The sequence below is a fragment of the Fervidicella metallireducens AeB genome (assembly GCF_000601455.1).
In the GTDB taxonomy this organism is placed as follows: domain Bacteria; phylum Bacillota; class Clostridia; order Clostridiales; family Caloramatoraceae; genus Fervidicella; species Fervidicella metallireducens.
On the sequence record NZ_AZQP01000007.1, the window covers coordinates 51,015 to 68,219 of the forward strand.

Sequence of the window (17,205 nt, forward strand, 5' to 3'; positions counted from 1 at the left end):
ATATGGAAGAAATGGAGCTTATTGAGAGGTGTAAGAATAAAGATTTATTAGCCTTTGAAAAACTTTTTAGTATATATGAAAACAAGATATATAATCTTTCCTATTATACCTTAAAGAATAAAGAAGATGCACGTGACGTAACGCAGGATGTATGTTTGAAAATATATAAGTCAATTGAAAAGTTTCAAGGTAACAGTAAAATATCAACATGGATATATAGAATTACTTACAATACATGCATTGATTATTTAAAAAAGAAAAAAGCTGAGATATCATTTGAAGAGGCATCCAAATTTGAAATAGATAATGAATACAGGGTGGAAAGCATTGTAGAAAAAAATGAGATAAAAAATATAATTAAAAAGTGTATATTAAGGCTAAGTAATGATCATAGGACAATTATTATATTAAGAGATATAAATGGACTTTCATACCAGGAAATATCAGAAATATTAGGGCTTGAAATTGGAACTGTAAAATCCAGAATTAACCGGGCAAGGGAAGCACTAAAAAACGAATTGACAAAGACAGGAATCAGAAGGGGGTGCTGATATGAGTTTAGAAAGATATTTGAATGATTTAGATAAAAATGAAGAATTAGAAGCAGGTTTACTATTTGAATTAGAAGAAACGGCACCTGATGAGTTACACAATGAAATTATTGACAGGATGATAAATGAGCATACTTTGCATAAAAAACAAAAATTAAACCATAAATTCTTAACAGGGTTGGCTGCCGCAATTTTAATTTTTGTTGGTGCAAGAAGTATTTATCTACCTTTCCATAATTTGAAAAAGTCTGAGGAAACAGGATACCTAAAGGATAAAAAAGAATTATCAAAAAATATAATGGAGGATAGAGGTGTAGCAAAACAGGCTCCTGGGGTAACTCAATATTCTCTATCAAATGAAAATACAACTACAGATAAAAATATGTCTTCTGCAAATATAACAAATGACAGGTTAGAAACAACAAAAAAGAATATAAGTCAAGCTACTGAAAAAAGTTTAGCTGAAAAGACAAATGATGTAAAACTTCAACAGGAAAGAAAGGAAAAGGATACATCGGAAAAAAATTACAGTTATGATAAAAAAGAGAAGACTCAAGTAACAGATTTTAAAAATAACGATATTAATGATGAGGTATTAAATAATAACTCTAATAAAACATCTTCGGACTTTAGTGATAAAAGTTATGTTGTTAATTATCAGTTATATATTAATGATGAGGAGGAAGAAAAAGTTAGATTGATTTTAGCTGGTTCTACAAAACTTTCTGATAATATTTTTTCCTTAACAGAAGAGGATTTTAAAAATTTTTTAGAAGAAGTTAACAGAGATAATATTCAGCTTGAGATGTTGAATGAAGTTAAAGAAGATAAAGTTGTAATAGAAATATTAAAAAAGCAGCCGTAAGGTTGCTTTTTTTAACAACAATCATATATTCAATAAATAATTGAAAGGGTAAATTTTACTCTAAATTAACATGAATTTCTGGTTGACTTTTACATAATGAAAGTTATTGTATATAATATATTTAATTAAAGGTTAAGGGGAGATTAAATTGAATAAAAGGAAACTAGTTATTTTAGATGCTAATAGTTTATTAAATAGAGCTTATTATGCACTTCCGCCAATGACTACTTCAAATGGACAACCAACTGGAGCAGTTTATGGGTTTACTACAATGCTTCTCAAAATACTTGAGGAGATGAAACCAGACTATATAGCAGCAGCTTTTGATAAAAAGGCTCCAACATTTAGACATAAAGAATATGAGGATTATAAAGCAGGGAGAAAAAAAATGCCTGATGATTTAGCACAGCAGTTCCCGCCTGTTAAGGAATTACTCCAAGCATTTAATGTTGGAATTTTTGAGATAGAGGGATATGAAGCGGATGATATAATTGGAACAATAGCAAAAAAGTTTGAGTCACCTGAGCTTGATGTATATATTTACACTGGTGATAGGGATGCGTTACAACTTGTTTCAAAATACACAAGGGTTATAATAACTAAAAAGGGCATAACTGAAACAGATTTATATGATATCCAACAAATAAAAGATAAATATGGTCTTACGCCTGAAGGAATAATTGATTTAAAAGGTTTAATGGGTGACGCATCGGATAATATACCAGGGGTTCCAGGGGTTGGTGAAAAAACAGCTATAAAGTTATTATTAGAGTATAAGACACTTGAAAACGTTTTTGAAAATCTTGATAAGGTTTCGGGAAAAAAGTTAAAAGAAAATCTTGAAAAACATAGGGATGATGCTTTCTTAAGTAAAAAATTAGCAACAATCGATAGAAATGTACCAATAGATTTTAAATTGGATGATATAAAGGTAGAAGATTATGATGCTGCTATGGTAAAAGAATTATTTAAACTAATGGAGTTTAAAAGTTTAGGGGATAGAATAAAATTAGAAGAAAAAAAGGAAATTAAGGAAATAGGACTACCAGAAATAAAGGAATACCTTGGCGATTCATCAGTATTTGATAAAATAACTAAGGAAAAGACATTTAATTTTGTATTTACATATAGCGGTAATGAAGTAAATGGTATGATGGTGGATAAAAATTTATATGTAACGAGAGAAAAAATTAGTGATTTTAAAGAGATTTTTGAGTCAGATGAAATAAAAAAGAACACCTTTGGCTTAAAGAGGGTTTACAGTTACCTAAAGAAAAATAATATAAATTTGGCAGCAGTTGATTTCGATTTTGAGATTGCGGCATATCTTTTAAATCCATCAGAAAATGATTATGGAATTACAACCATACTTGAAAAATTTACTGAACTAAACTTGCCACCAGTTAATGAAGAAAATTCAAAAAATATAACTGTAATGTTTCTTGAAAGCATGGAAAACATAAAGGCTTTAATGTTGGAGAAGATGCACCAATATGAAATGTTAGAACTATTTAATAATATTGAGATGCCTTTATGTGAAGTGTTGGCTAAAATGGAGATCCAAGGATTTAAGATTGATAAAAATACACTTAACGAAATAGGATTTGAACTCTCAGAAGAAATAGATAAGCTTACAGCAGAAATATATGATATTGCTGCAGAAGAGTTTAATATAAATTCACCAAAACAGCTAGGAGTAATACTCTTTGAAAAATTACAACTTCCCATTATAAAGAAAACTAAAACTGGATACTCCACAAGTGCAGAAGTTTTAGAGGAATTATTAGGAAAACACGAAATAATTGAAAAAATATTAAGTTATAGACAGCTTACTAAGCTGAAATCAACATATATAGATGGTTTAATTGCAGCGGTTGAATCAGATGGAAAGATACATTCAAATTTTAATCAGACAGTAACTGCTACAGGGAGAATCTCAAGCACTGAGCCAAACCTCCAAAATATACCAATAAAAATGGAATATGGAAGGACTATAAGAAAAGCTTTTATTCCATCAAAAAAGGATAACTTAATTTTATCAGCTGATTATTCACAAATTGAACTAAGGGTACTTGCACATTTATCAAAGGATGAAAATTTAATAGACGCATTTATAAATAACCAAGATATACACACAAGGACAGCTTCGGAAGTGTTTGGAATATCAATGGATGAAGTTACAAAATTGCAGAGAAGCAATGCAAAAGCTGTAAATTTTGGAATTATTTATGGATTAAGCGATTTTGGGTTATCAAAGGATATAAAGGTCAGTGTAAAGGAAGCAAAAAAATATATAGAGAACTATTTTGAAAGATATAAGGGAGTTAAAAAATATCTGGATGATACAATTAGAGAAGCAAGAGAAAAAAATTACGTTAAAACTTTGATGCATAGAATTAGATTTATACCTGAAATAAATTCAACCAATAAAAATGTAAGGATGTTTGGTGAAAGGTTAGCAATGAATACTCCAATTCAAGGAAGTGCGGCAGATATAATAAAAATTGCAATGGTTAATGTAGATAAAAGACTAAAAGAAAATAATTTAAAATCCAAATTAATATTACAAGTACATGATGAATTAATTTTAGAGGTTGAAAAAGAAGAAGCAGACGATGTTGTGAATCTTGTCAGAACTGAGATGGAAAAAGCTGTTTCCTTAGCAGTACCGCTAATAGTAGACATTAATCTAGGTGAAAACTGGTATGAAACGAAGTAGGTGATAATTTGAAGGTTATTGGACTTACAGGAGGAATTGCTTCTGGAAAAAGTACTATTTCTAACATATTAAAAACTGAATTTCATATAGATATTATAGATGCAGATTTAATAGCCAGGGAAATAGTTAAAAAAGGATCAGATATCTTAGATAAGATAGCTGAAGAATTCGGAAACGAGGTTATAAATTCTGATGGAAGCCTTAACAGAAAAAAATTAGGAGAGATAGTGTTCTCTGACGAATATTCACTTAATAAATTAAATAAAATTACTCATCCAGTCATAGAAAAGCATATAAAATATGAGATAGATTTAAAGGATAAATCAGGGAAAAAATTATGTGTTGTGGATGCTGCATTATTAATAGAAGCTGGTTTTTATAAATTAGTTGATTATGTCGTTTTAGTTTGTGTCAATAAAGAAACACAATTAAAAAGGCTTATGCAAAGAGATAAAATATCTGAGAAGGAAGCCTTTAAAAGAATAAATTCACAAATGCCCTTATCAGATAAAGTTAAATATGCTGATTTTATAATCGATAACAATGGGGATTTAGAGAATGTGAAACTGCAAACAAGAAAAATAATTAAAGATATAATGGGGTTGGAGGAATTTAGTTTTGAAGAAGGTTCTTAGTCTAATTGTAATATTGATCTTTGTGTTTATTGCTATAAATTATAAGATTATTTTAAAAAATTTTTATCCTCAGCATTATAAAAAATACGTATATATGTATAGTAAAGAGTATAATTTAGATCCGAATTTAATTTTTTCCTTTATTAAAGTAGAAAGTAAATTTAATCCGTATGCAATATCAAACAAAAATGCTAGAGGTCTCATGCAAATAACGCCAAAAACCGGTAAATATATTGCTTCCCTTCTTGGTGAACAAGATTATAGCGAGGAAAAACTTTTTGAGGCTCAGACTAATATTAAATTTGGATGTTACTATATTTCAAAATTATATAAGGATTTCAATGGTAACATGGATTGTGTAATTGCAGCATATAATGGGGGAGAGGGGAATGTTAGAAAATGGGTTAGAAACAGCACTGATAAAAGATTGAATATAGAAGAGATACCATTTAATGAGACAAGAAACTATGTTATAAAAATAAAGGCTAACTATAAAATGTATAAAATGATTTATAAATAGGGTATGTAATGGCTACATAAACGATAGGGGATTATGCTATCAAATTATTATTTTACTTTAAAGGAATTTAAATTCTTTTATAGAATAATATATTTAGTTTGAAACTACAAATGAAAAAGACAGGTGATAGTATGATACCGGTACAAATCGTTAATGGGGATTTAGACATAAAAAATATAAACGTTACTGATCTTAAGAGTGTTTTAGAGTGTGTTAACCAATCAGAGGATAGCTTGAAAGCATTAGGGAGAAAAGAAGAATTTCAAATTGAGGATATTAAAGAAAGATATTTTGAAACATTGGTAAACAGCTTAGAATATTTTTTAGGAATATATAAAAATGAAAAACTAGTTGGAATAATTAAGGGAAGGCTTGAAAATATAAATGAACCGGAGCTTTGGGTTTTATCATTTATTATAATAAAAGAATATAGAGAAGCAGGAATAGGTACTCAGGTAATAGAAGATATTGAAAATTATTTTAAAACAAAATATAGTGTTAAGCAAATTAATGCTGTTGTGATGTTTGAAAACAAAAGGGCACAGCAGTTTTGGAAGAATAATGGGTACAAGCCGACTAGGGCTGCAGACTTTTCAAATGAGGGCTCTGCTGGGAAGATGATTATCTTTGAAAAGAAGGGAGTGTAAAAAATGGATAAGAATGTGTTATGGTATAGGGAAGTGCAGTTAGAAAAGACTAAACAGGCGTTAGAGAAGAATAATTATGAAGTTTATATTGTCGAAAAAAAAGATGACGTAAATGGTATTTTAAAAGATATAATTCCAAAAAATTCAACAGTTTCATTTGGTGGCTCAATGTCAATTATTGAAGCAGGAGCTATTGAATATCTAAGAAATAATGATTATCATCTTCTAGATAGATATAAAGAAGGATTATCACCAGATGATATAGGCAAACTTTATAGAGAAAGTTTCTTTGCTGATTTTTATATAACAAGCAGTAATGCGATTACTGAAAATGGAGAACTTGTAAATCTTGATGGTAATGGTAATAGAGTTGCAGCTATGATTTTTGGACCTAAGAAAATAGTGATAATTGCTGGGTGGAATAAAATAGTAAAAAACCTTGATGACGCATATGAAAGGGTTAGAAACTATGCATCACCCATTAACTCAAAAAGACTTAATAGGAAAACACCTTGTGTTCAAGTAGGAAATTGTGTAGATTGTTCTTCTGATGAAAGAATATGTACTCACTATGTAGTTACCTACAGACAAAATACAAGGGGGAGGGGTATAGTGATATTGGTCAAGGAAGATATTGGATTCTAAAATAGGTTGATTTTTGTGGCTTAACAAAATATAATATATAAATAAGTATATGTGAAATATTCACATAAAATTTTAGCCGAATCCAGAGATGGTACGGAGGAACCAATGTTGGGGTGAATCTAGTAACAACTAGTAGGGAAGACCTTCTCCCGAACCGTCAGCTAACTTCGGAGGCAGGAAGGGGAATTACATGAAAAACTACAAAAAAATCGTTCTTTCCATCGTTTTTATGTGTATGTTTGCTTTCACTTGTAGTGAGGTAACAACATATGCAGTTACAAAAAAAACATCTAAAAAAGTAGCAAAGAAAACTACATCTAAAAAAAGCTCCACTTCAAGTAAAAGTGCAGCAAAGAAAAAAACAACATCAACTAAAACAGCAAAAAAGAAGTCTTCAAAAGCTAAAAAGACAACATCAAAAAAGAAAAAAATAGTACGTTCAAAGAGTAGAGGTAGCTATATTGTAGGGCGAACTGGCAGAGTATTAGGCGATGTTAATGCTGATGAGTTGATTTCTATTGCAAAAAGGTATATGGGAGTTCATTATGTATTTGGAGGATCATCACCTTCAGGATTTGATTGTTCAGGCTTTACAATGTTTGTTTTTGATAAAATGGGTATTAATTTACCTCATACAGCAGCTGGACAGGCAACATTAGGACAATCAGTTCCAAAATCTGAGCTCCAAAAAGGGGATTTAGTTTTCTTTGAAACTTATAAGCCAGGAATTTCACATGTTGGAATTTATATTGGAGAAGGAAAGTTTATACATGCTTCTTCAAGTAAAGGTATAACAGTAACTGCATTATCGGAAAGTTACTATGCTGCAAGGTATGTTGGGGCAACAAGAATTATTAATTAGTAATTTTTTAGGTTATTCCATGTGGAATAACCTTTTTCGTCAAAATTTCACTTAAACAATATATTTTGAATTATATAAAAAGTTCTTGAAATATGCGTTAACTGCAATTATAATTTAGATAGTAATAGAATATTTGTTTTAAAAAGTCTACGGTACCGATATGGTTTAATAGGGAAAGCGGTGAAAATCCGCTGCAGCCCCCGCTACTGTATACGGAGACGAATCCTAACCACTGGCAATGCTGGGAAGGTAGGAGGAGAATGACCCGTCAGCCAGGAGACCTGCCTAGTCTTTAGCTAATCCTTCGGAGGGAAGGTTAACGGCATATAAGTGATTATGCATAGATCATTACCCTCACCTTGGACGGTGAGTTTTTTTATGTATCAGGATATGCCTTATCCCCTGCCTCCATTGGTCAGGGGAATTTATTTTTGGAGGAATTTGTATGAATTTATTAATGAAAACCCTAAATAATATTGAGGAATTAGATAAAAAAACGATGGATCAAGCTTGGAATTACATAGATAATCTGAGTAAACCAATTGGAAGCTTAGGAATACTTGAAGATATAGCTGCTAGAATCGCAGGTATTACAGGAAAATTACAAAATAAAATGAACAAAAAAAATATTATCATTATGTGTGCAGATAATGGAGTAGTTGATGAGGGAGTTAGTACTAATCCAAAGGAAACAACAGCAATTGTAACAAATAATTTCACAAGAAAAATAACTGGAGTTTGTGTGCTATCAGAGTTTACCAATACAGATTTGACAATTGTAGATATAGGTGTAGATGCGGATTTTGATAATCCTATGATTATAAATAAAAAAATATCCTATGGAACACAAAATATAGTTAAAGGACCAGCTATGACAAGGGAACAGGCAATAATAGCCATAGAAACAGGAATAGAAATAATAGATAACCTTGTGAAAGATGGATATGATATCTTTGGAACTGGTGAAATGGGAATAGGAAATACCACTACAAGTGCAGCAGTTTTAAGTGCTTTATCTGGTCTTGATGCTGGCATTGTAGTTGGTAAGGGTTCAGGACTTACTAACGAGCAGTTCGAACATAAAAAAAATGTAGTTAAAAGGGCATTAGAGGTTAATAAACCAATAGGGAGGATGTGATTGATGTAATTGCTAAGGTTGGTGGATATGATATAGCAGGTTTATGTGGATGCTTTTTAGGAGCTGCTAAAAACAGGGTTCCAATAGTAATTGATGGGTTTATTGCTTCAGCAGCAGCCCTTTGTGCATATAGATTAAATCCTCTGGCAAGGGAGTACATGTTTCCGTCACATCTTTCAGCTGAGCCTGGTGCAGTTTATATGATGAAGGAACTTGTACTAGAGCCAATACTTAATTTAAAGATGAGACTTGGAGAAGGTTCAGGATGTCCTTTAGCATTTAATGTTATTGAGGCTGCACTATATACCATTAATAATATGGGAACCTTTGATGATGCTTGTTTAGATAAAAATAATTATGTGGATATAAGGTGATGTTATGGCAAGGATAGTTTTAGTAACAGGTGGCGCAAGGAGTGGTAAAAGTACCTTTGCGGAATCTCAATATCTGGGTATTAAGGATGTTGTTTATATTGCAACGTCAAGAATATATGACAAGGAGATGGAAGATAGAATAAGGCTCCATAGGGAGCAACGTCCTAAAGAATGGAAAACTTTTGAGAATAACTATAATCTTGAAGAAGCAGTATGCGGCATACAAAACTATCTTTTAGATTGTATAACTGTATTAACTTCTAATATCATGTTTGATATAACTAAGGATTATGAGAAAATTCCATTTGATAAACAAAGGGAAGTTGAAGATACCGTTGTAAATGAAATATCAAAATTAGTAGAAGCTGTAAGAAATATAGATGGTAATCTTGTTATGGTAACAAATGAAGTAGGAGATTCAATAGTTCCTGAAAACCATGTGGCAAGGGTTTACAGGGATATTGTTGGAAGAGTAAACCAAAAAATAGCCTCCATGTGCGACGAGGTTTATATTGTAGCATGTGGATTGCCATTAAGGCTTAAATAATGATTAAGGCTTTTATTTTAATGCTTCAGTTTTTAACAAGATTACCAATAAATATCCCAGTTGATATGGACAGCAAGACTCTTTCAAGAGGTGCATTTTTCTTCCCATTTGTAGGAGTTGTTGTTGGCTTAATATCAGGAGGAGTATATTATTTGTTTCAATTCATAAATAATGATATAGCATCACTTTCAGCAGTTTTTACTATTATTTTTGTTACTGGTGGAATACATGTTGATGGTTTATCAGATACAGCAGACGGGTTCTTTTCGGCACGTTCTAAAGAAAGAATACTTGAAATAATGAAGGATAGCAGAGTTGGAACCTTTGGAGTGATAGCTATAATATTTGATATATTAGCCAAGTATGTGATTATAAAAAACATACCAGCAGGATTAGTAATACCAGCATTAATATTTTCCTGTGCATTAGGAAGAACAGCATCTTCAATGCTTTTTTCTTTTGGGAAAAGTGCCAGACCAGGTGGTATGGGTGATATGTTTACTGCTAACCCTACGAAAAAGTATTTTATTTCAGCAACTATAATACTTACAGTAATAGGGTTAGTAACAGTAAGGACAATGTTCTTAATTGCTCTTGTCAGTGTTGTGATATTTGCTCTTTTGTTAATGAAATTGTCCTATAAAACAATAGATGGATTAACAGGGGATGTTTATGGAGCATGCACTGAGCTTTGTGAAATTGTGAGCTTAACAGTATTTATGGCGGTGAGTTTATGGAGATAGTTTTTATAAGACATGGAAGAACTGAGATAAATAAAAAGGGATGCTACCTTGGAGCAATTGATGATGAGCTTTCTTTTGAAGGAAAAAACGAAATTAAAAATTTGAATAATTACTTAAAGGAAATTGAATTTGATGCAGTTTATGTAAGTCCTTTAAAGAGGGCAAAGCAGACAATAGAACTTCTGGAAAAAAGTTATTCAATAGATGAAAGGCTCAGAGAAATAAATTTTGGGATATTTGATGGACTTCATTATAGGGAAATAGAAAAAAAGTACCCAATAGAATATTCTTGGTGGACTAGAGATTATATAAATTATAAGATTCCAGAGGGTGAGAGCCTTTCAGAACTATTTGGCAGAGTAGAAGATTTTATTAAGGATGTAAGTTATAAACACAAACGAGTTTTAGCAGTAACCCATGGAGGGGTAATAAGATGTGCAATGTCATTAGTATTTGGCAGTAAAGAGCATTTTTATAAGTTTCAAGTTAATCATGGAACAGTCAATATAATATCAGTAGATAATGGGTACATGTACATAAAGGCACTAAATTCATTTGGAAATTTATCAGAAGTACTAGTATGATATCAAGGAAGGAAAAGAAATGTTCAGAATAGTAACAGCCTATGCAAAGAACAGCAAACTGGCAAATATACATCCATATGAGAAAGCGGCCTTTTGTATAATTCCAATACTAATTATTGGATTTACAAGAAGTATTTTGATGCCAGCAATTAATATATTAGTTTTTATAGCACTGCATATTATATCTAAAAATCCTTTAAAACTTGTTTTAAAGTTTGTTTTAGGTATTCTTGGCTTTGCGTTAATGTCTTCAGTAACTTTTGTATTTGATTATGGTATAGGGTATTGTTTAATAGTGCTATTAAAATGTCTTTCAGGTGGACTTGCAGTTACATATCTTGCATTTACTACACCTATTGATGATTTGCTATATGTTATATCAAAAAATGAGAACCTCAGGGATATATGTGATATTGCAAAAAGCATGCAGAGGTTTCTCATACTTATTGAGGATGAGTTTTTTATTTTACACAGTGCAGTTAAAGCCAGAGGTGGATTTGATGATTTCAAATCAAAGGTTTTAAATTCAGGAAAGGTAGCAGGTTTGTTGTTTATTAATACATTTAGAAGATGGAAGGAAATAAAAGAAGCAATAAATAGCAGATGTTATCGAGGACATACTTGTTATTTTCATAAAAATTTTTCTAGTTCAACAAAAAGAAGATTTGCAATATTTTTATATAATTTAATTTTATTAATAATATGTGTTTACAAGGAGTGGTAGTATGGCAGGAATAATGGTAGTAGGAACAGCATCTTCAGCAGGAAAAAGTTTAACAGCAGCAGCCCTTTGTAGAATATTCAATAATAATGGGCTTAGAGTAATTCCATTTAAGGCTCAGAATATGTCATTAAATTCTTATGTTACAATGGAGGGGTTGGAAATGGGCAGGGCTCAGGTTCTTCAGGCACAGGCTGGAAGAATTGAACCTTCGGCACTTATGAACCCAATACTTTTAAAACCTACTTCTGATAGGAAAAGTCAGGTTATTATAAAGGGAAAGCCATATATGAATATGGATGCAGTGGAATATTATGAGTTTAAGCCCCAGTTAAAAGCTATGATAAAGGAAATATATAATGAGCTTCAGGCAAAATGTGATGTTATGGTGTTAGAGGGGGCTGGAAGCCCAGCAGAAATAAATCTAAAAGATGATGACCTAGTTAACATGGGGATGGCAGAAATGGCAGATGTACCAGTTCTTCTTGTTGCAGATATAGATAGAGGTGGAGTATTTGCCTCAATTTATGGAACAATTATGCTTCTTGAGGAACATGAAAGGAAAAGAATAAAGGGAATTATTATAAATAAGTTCAGAGGAGATAAATCTATACTTCAAGGTGGGCTTGATAAGATTGAAGAGTTAACAGGAATACCAGTTGTTGGAGTTATTCCATTTATGAATATTAAACTTGATGAAGAAGATGGAGCAACTCACTTTAACTGTACAAAGGGTGGGGACATAGATATTTGTGTTATAAAGACGCCAAGAATATCAAACTTCACAGATTTTGATGCCTTCAGATTTGATGAGGATGTAAATGTAAGATATATAACGTCACCTGAAGAAGTTGGATATGCAGACATGATAGTAATACCAGGAAGCAAAAATACAATTGAAGATCTTAGATGGTTGAAAAGAGCAGGATTTGAAGAGGTTATTAAGAAATTCAAAGGAACAGTATTTGGAATATGTGGTGGATATCAAATGCTTGGAAGAGAAATAATTGATGAAGAAGGTTGGGAAGTAAACAAGGGTGAAGTTGAAAGGGGACTTGGAATTTTTAATACAATTACTGTATTTAAAGGAGAAAAGATTACAACAAATGTAGAAGGAACAGCTCTTGGACATAAGATTTATGGATATGAAATACACTCAGGAAAGACCTTTAATAATGAAAATCCATTTGTAAAAATTAACACTAAACAGGGTGAAATGGTTGATTATACTGATGGAGAGCATGTTGGAGACAAGTATTTTGGAACATACATTCATGGTATTTTTGATTCAAATGAATTTAGAGAATTTATATTAAACAGGATAAGAAGAAGTAAAAATCTTGAGGAAAAGAAATCAGTAGATCTTAGAGAAAGAAGAGAAGAGGAGCTTGAAAAACTTGCAGAGATTTATAAAGATAATCTTGATATGGATTATATATATAAATTAATTGGGAGGGACTAATGTTAGATTTATTAATTGCTGTAGTTATAGATTTTATAATTGGTGACCCACCAACCTGGCCCCATCCAATAAGGTTTATGGGAAATACTATAGCCTTTGAGGATAAGCTTGTAAGGAAAGTTGCAAAAAGTGATAGAGGATTGGTTATTGGAGGCTTTTTTATAGTAATAGTTAATATGCTTTTAGCCTTTGGGATTACTTATATAATTTTAAAACTATTGAAACCTTACACATATGTCTATCATATAGTTAACATATATATCATCTATACATGTATAGCTGCAAGATGTTTAAGGGATGAAGCAGTAAATATATTAAAGGCATTTGATAAGGGAATAGAAGAGGCTAGATATAAGCTTTCATTTATTGTTGGAAGAGAAACTAAGCATTTAGACGAACAGGAAATAGTCAGGGCTACAGTTGAAACAGTTGCTGAAAATACAGCGGATGGAGTCATTGCACCTTTATTTTTTGCAATGATAGGAGGAGCACCAGCAGCAACTTTATATAAAATGATAAATACAATGGACTCAATGCTTGGATATATGAATGAAAAATATAGACATATAGGTTTTTTTCCTGCAAAGACAGACGATTTGTTCAATTTTATACCTGCAAGACTTACTGGAATATTTATGAATATATCAGGAATATTTAAATACGATGTTTTAAGTGGATTTAAAGTAATGATAAGAGATAGAAAAAATCACAAAAGTCCCAATTGCGCATACCCAGAGGGAGCTGTTGCTGGGCTTTTAGGAGTTCAGCTTGGGGGAGACAATGTTTACTTTGGACAAATAATGAAAAAACCAAGAATAGGGGATGCAAGGCGAATACTCAGTAGAGATGATATCAAAAGGACTGTTGAAGTAATGTTTAGAACTGAGGTTTTGTTTGTGGTTATCTATTCAGTTATATGTTTGATTATAAGTAAGTGAATATAAAAACACTGATTAAAGGATTCAAAGGGTTAAGACGGAAAGCATTTATTCTTAGTTATGGAGTGATTTATATGAAACATGGTGGAGATATTTTAACTTATAGACACTTATATGATGGAAGAATTAGAGACTTTAGTAGCAATATCAATCCAATTGGGATGCCATTTGGACTTAAAGAGAAAATTTTGAATGGAATAAAGGAGCTTACAAAATATCCTGATATTCAGTATAGAAATTTAAAGTCGGAAATTGCTAAATACCTTGGTTGTAATGCAGGAAATATTATTGTTGGAAATGGAGCAGTTGAGATTATAAACAACATATCATTTATGTTCAATCGAGTAGTGGTAGTTACTCCTTGTTTTTCTGAGTACATTGAAAGACCAGAAATTTTTGGTAAGGAAATTGTAAAGCTTCCTTTAGATGAAGAATTTGAAATAAATATTAAATTAATAAAAGAAACCATTAGTGAAGGAGACCTTCTTATACTTGGTAATCCAAACAATCCAACTGGGAAGAGAATGAAGGAAAATGAATTAATTGAGATACATGAAACTATAAAGGAAAAGAATGCTTTTTTATTGTTAGATGAAGCTTTTTTTGAATTCTGTCCAGAGGATTATGACAGCATAAAGCTTTTTAGTGATAGTGAGGACATATGTATAATTCGTGCAGCAACAAAGTTCTTCGCCCTGCCAGGAGTAAGGCTTGGTTATGCATTTACTTCAAAGACAATGGTAGAAAAATACAACAGAATTGCTTTGCCATGGAGTGTAAACACCTTTGCTGAAATAGCAGCTGAACATATTTTTAATGATCAACACTATATAACTTCCTCTAGGGACTACATAGCAGTTCAAAGAGAATATTTACTTTCTGAATTAAGGGGGATAGAAAATATAAAAGTTTATGATACCCATTGTAACTTTATATTGATTAAACTTCTAGATGATAATGAGGATAATATATTTGAATACCTTGCTAAAAAAGGAATTCTCGTAAGAAAAGCTTCTAGCTTTGAAGGACTTGATAATAGCTATATAAGGGTGGCTATAAAGGACTTTAGCGATAATAAGTATCTAGTAAATGCACTAAGGGAGTATCAGCAATGGAGAAAACAACGTATTACCCAGGAAGCTTAGGAGAGATAATACAGGGTAAGATAGAGGGAAAAGCTCTTTTAATTTCTTGTCCAATAAATCTTTTTACCAAAGTTAAAATATTTGAAACAAAGGAACCTAAAAATAAATTTGAATTCAGTAAATCTAAAAAGTTAATGGAAAATCTCTTGGAAAAATGGGGATATATAGAGTTCATAAATTATTTAGATATTGAAATTTCTTCAGAAATACCTAAGGGAAAAGGATTTGCAAGCAGCACTGCTGACCTTTGTGGAACATATCACAGCCTTATAAAGTTTTTTAATAGAGAGGCTGATGTAGCAGAACTTATGGAAGAGTGTATAAAGATTGAGCCAACAGACAGCATAATTTTTAATAAACTAACACTCTTTGATTACAAAGAAGGAAAATTTTATAGAGAGATTGGAAATTATATGGAATGTTATTTCCTTGTTTATGAGGGAAATAACATTGTTGATACAATAACTTTTAATAACTCAAATATCCCGGAGCTTAGCAATCTAGATGATATATTTCCCTTAGTAAAAAGGGCTGTAGAGAACAAGGATATTAGAGCTTTGGGGAAGGCATCAACAATAAGTATATTAAGGAATCAGAAACGACTTTATTATGATGTCCTGAATATTGTAGAAGTGGTTAAACAAAAAACTGGAGGTCTAGGAATACTGGGTGGACATAGTGGTGATGTTTTAGCAGTTATGTATGATGATCCAGAAAAACTTAAAATGGCCTTCAAAAAGTACAAAGATTACATTAAGGGATATAAATGTTATCAATTGAAGTCATTAAGGAGCGTTAATTATGAAGACAATAATGATTACAGCACCTTCAAGTGGTAGTGGAAAAACAACAATAACAATAGGGATAATAAGAGCCCTTAAGAATATGGGGCTTGATGTATGTGCGTATAAAACAGGACCAGACTATATAGATACAGCATTTTTAAGTAAAGCAGCGGGAAAGAGAGCTGGAAATCTTGATATGCACCTTCAGGGAAAAGAAGGAATGTTTAAAGCTATGTCCTTTGAAAAAAGTGAATATTGTATTGTTGAGGGTGCTATGGGGTATTTTGATGGAATTTATAATACCTGTACCAATTCAAGCTATGATATATCAAGAACACTAGGAATTAATTCAGTGCTTATTTACACTCCCTATGGTGAAATGTTTTCAGCAGTACCAAAGATTAAGGGTATGGCAGAATTTGAGGACTCTAACATAAAGGCAGTTATATTTAATAATGTAAATCTGCATTATTATCAAATGCTAAAGGAGGCAGTAGAAAAGCACACAGATATTAAGGTCCTTGGATACATTCCAAAGCTTCAGGATATGGAACTTAAAAGCAGACATCTAGGGCTAATACAAAGTGTTGAGATAGAAAATCTTGAGGAAATGATAGATAGGCTATCAGAAGTAATAAGAGAAAATATAGACATTAATGGTATTTTATCATTAATGAATGATATAAGCACAAAGGAAAAACCCATTTACAGAAAAAGAAAGATAAGGGTAGCGGTGGCAATGGACAAGGCTTTTTCCTTCTACTACAAAGAAAATCTTGTGCTATTAGAAAATATGTGTGACGTTGTATACTTTTCACCAATGAAGGATGAAAAACTGCCAGATTGTGATTTGGTTTATCTTGGTGGAGGTTATCCTGAAGTGTTTAAGGATGAGATATCAAAGAATAAAAGCATGATTAAATCAATTATGGATTATGCAGATAATGGTGGGTTTATATATGCAGAATGTGGCGGTTTCATGTATTTAACTGAACACATTGATGGAACTCCAATGGTTGGAATATTTAAAGGAAACAGTAGAATGACCAAAAGCCTTCAAAGGTTTGGATACATAGATATAGAACTAAAGAAGGATTCAATATTAGGTGCTGCTGGCGAAAAGTTAACGGCCCATGAATTTCATAAATCAACCTCTGATGTTGAAGGTGAGTGCATATATAAGATAAATAGAACAATGGGAGAAAAAACATGGGAGTGTGGCTACACATACAAAAATGTACTAGCTGGTTATCCACACATAAATTTCATTGGAAATACAACTGTCTTGGAGCATTTATTAGATGAAATTGAAAAATGCAAATAA

The 17,205-nt window shown here is 31.6% G+C and carries 17 protein-coding genes, 1 pseudogene and 2 riboswitches; all 18 genes and pseudogenes read left to right on the forward strand.

Going from position 1 to position 17,205, the window contains the following annotated elements; all coding sequences use genetic code 11:
- Window positions 1–2 precede the first annotated feature (2 nt).
- The 18 genes and pseudogenes from Q428_RS03560 (at window position 3) to Q428_RS03645 (ending at window position 17,205) form a co-directional block, all read left to right on the forward strand.
- The gene (locus Q428_RS03560) at window positions 3–551 is read left to right on the forward strand and encodes an RNA polymerase sigma factor (RefSeq protein WP_035378262.1); all 549 of its coding nucleotides are present in this window, start codon (window positions 3–5) and stop codon (window positions 549–551) included.
- 1 nt (window position 552) lies between these two features.
- Entirely contained in the window at window positions 553–1,416 is an 864-nt protein-coding gene (locus Q428_RS03565; protein WP_035378263.1) for a hypothetical protein, read from the forward strand.
- Between the two features lie 148 nt (window positions 1,417–1,564).
- Window positions 1,565–4,135, forward strand: a complete 2,571-nt coding sequence (gene polA / locus Q428_RS03570) for a DNA polymerase I (protein WP_035378265.1) — start codon at window positions 1,565–1,567, stop codon at window positions 4,133–4,135.
- An 8-nt stretch (window positions 4,136–4,143) separates the two neighbouring features.
- The gene (gene coaE / locus Q428_RS03575) at window positions 4,144–4,770 is read left to right on the forward strand and encodes a dephospho-CoA kinase (RefSeq protein ID WP_035378268.1); all 627 of its coding nucleotides are present in this window, start codon (window positions 4,144–4,146) and stop codon (window positions 4,768–4,770) included.
- Window positions 4,754–5,290 carry a lytic transglycosylase domain-containing protein gene (locus Q428_RS03580; protein WP_035378269.1) on the forward strand — a complete coding sequence of 179 codons (537 nt, stop codon included), beginning with the start codon at window positions 4,754–4,756 and terminating at the stop codon, window positions 5,288–5,290. Before coaE ends, Q428_RS03580 begins: the two co-directional genes overlap by 17 nt.
- A 98-nt stretch (window positions 5,291–5,388) precedes the next feature.
- Window positions 5,389–5,937, forward strand: coding sequence for a GNAT family N-acetyltransferase (locus Q428_RS14370; RefSeq protein ID WP_152539064.1), 549 nt, complete (start codon window positions 5,389–5,391; stop codon window positions 5,935–5,937).
- A gap of 3 nt (window positions 5,938–5,940) precedes the next feature.
- Entirely contained in the window at window positions 5,941–6,582 is a 642-nt protein-coding gene (locus tag Q428_RS03590) for a lactate utilization protein (RefSeq protein ID WP_035378272.1), read from the forward strand.
- A 64-nt stretch (window positions 6,583–6,646) separates the two neighbouring features.
- Window positions 6,647–6,773, forward strand: a riboswitch (cyclic di-AMP (ydaO/yuaA leader).
- Entirely contained in the window at window positions 6,773–7,444 is a 672-nt protein-coding gene (locus Q428_RS14785) for a C40 family peptidase (protein ID WP_084478085.1), read from the forward strand. It overlaps the preceding riboswitch by 1 nt.
- Window positions 7,445–7,576: 132 nt before the next feature.
- Window positions 7,577–7,747, forward strand: a riboswitch (cobalamin riboswitch).
- Window positions 7,748–7,889: 142 nt separating this feature from the next.
- A pseudogene (gene cobT / locus Q428_RS03600) lies at window positions 7,890–8,956 on the forward strand (nicotinate-nucleotide--dimethylbenzimidazole phosphoribosyltransferase).
- A gap of 4 nt (window positions 8,957–8,960) precedes the next feature.
- A complete protein-coding gene (gene cobU / locus Q428_RS03605; RefSeq protein ID WP_035378274.1) occupies window positions 8,961–9,503 on the forward strand; it encodes a bifunctional adenosylcobinamide kinase/adenosylcobinamide-phosphate guanylyltransferase in 543 nt (180 codons plus the stop codon).
- Window positions 9,503–10,246, forward strand: coding sequence for an adenosylcobinamide-GDP ribazoletransferase (gene cobS / locus Q428_RS03610; RefSeq protein ID WP_035378275.1), 744 nt, complete (start codon window positions 9,503–9,505; stop codon window positions 10,244–10,246). The genes cobU and cobS overlap by 1 nt, the downstream gene beginning before the upstream one ends.
- The gene (gene cobC / locus Q428_RS03615; RefSeq protein WP_035378277.1) at window positions 10,237–10,830 is read left to right on the forward strand and encodes an alpha-ribazole phosphatase; all 594 of its coding nucleotides are present in this window, start codon (window positions 10,237–10,239) and stop codon (window positions 10,828–10,830) included. Before cobS ends, cobC begins: the two co-directional genes overlap by 10 nt.
- A 19-nt stretch (window positions 10,831–10,849) precedes the next feature.
- Window positions 10,850–11,554 (forward strand): cobalt ECF transporter T component CbiQ, encoded by a 705-nt coding sequence (gene cbiQ, locus Q428_RS03620; protein ID WP_035378279.1) that lies wholly within the window; start codon window positions 10,850–10,852, stop codon window positions 11,552–11,554.
- A 1-nt stretch (window position 11,555) separates the two neighbouring features.
- Window positions 11,556–13,013 (forward strand): cobyric acid synthase, encoded by a 1,458-nt coding sequence (locus tag Q428_RS03625; protein ID WP_035378281.1) that lies wholly within the window; start codon window positions 11,556–11,558, stop codon window positions 13,011–13,013.
- Complete coding sequence (gene cbiB / locus Q428_RS03630) at window positions 13,013–13,951, forward strand: adenosylcobinamide-phosphate synthase CbiB (protein WP_035378282.1); 939 nt, start codon at window positions 13,013–13,015, stop codon at window positions 13,949–13,951. Before Q428_RS03625 ends, cbiB begins: the two co-directional genes overlap by 1 nt.
- 74 nt (window positions 13,952–14,025) lie before the next feature.
- Window positions 14,026–15,096: a pyridoxal phosphate-dependent aminotransferase gene (locus Q428_RS03635; protein WP_035378283.1), complete on the forward strand. Its 1,071-nt coding sequence runs from the start codon at window positions 14,026–14,028 to the stop codon at window positions 15,094–15,096.
- Entirely contained in the window at window positions 15,063–15,935 is an 873-nt protein-coding gene (locus Q428_RS03640) for a GHMP family kinase ATP-binding protein (protein ID WP_035378285.1), read from the forward strand. Before Q428_RS03635 ends, Q428_RS03640 begins: the two co-directional genes overlap by 34 nt.
- The gene (locus Q428_RS03645) at window positions 15,898–17,205 is read left to right on the forward strand and encodes a cobyrinic acid a,c-diamide synthase CobB (RefSeq protein ID WP_035378287.1); all 1,308 of its coding nucleotides are present in this window, start codon (window positions 15,898–15,900) and stop codon (window positions 17,203–17,205) included. The genes Q428_RS03640 and Q428_RS03645 overlap by 38 nt, the downstream gene beginning before the upstream one ends.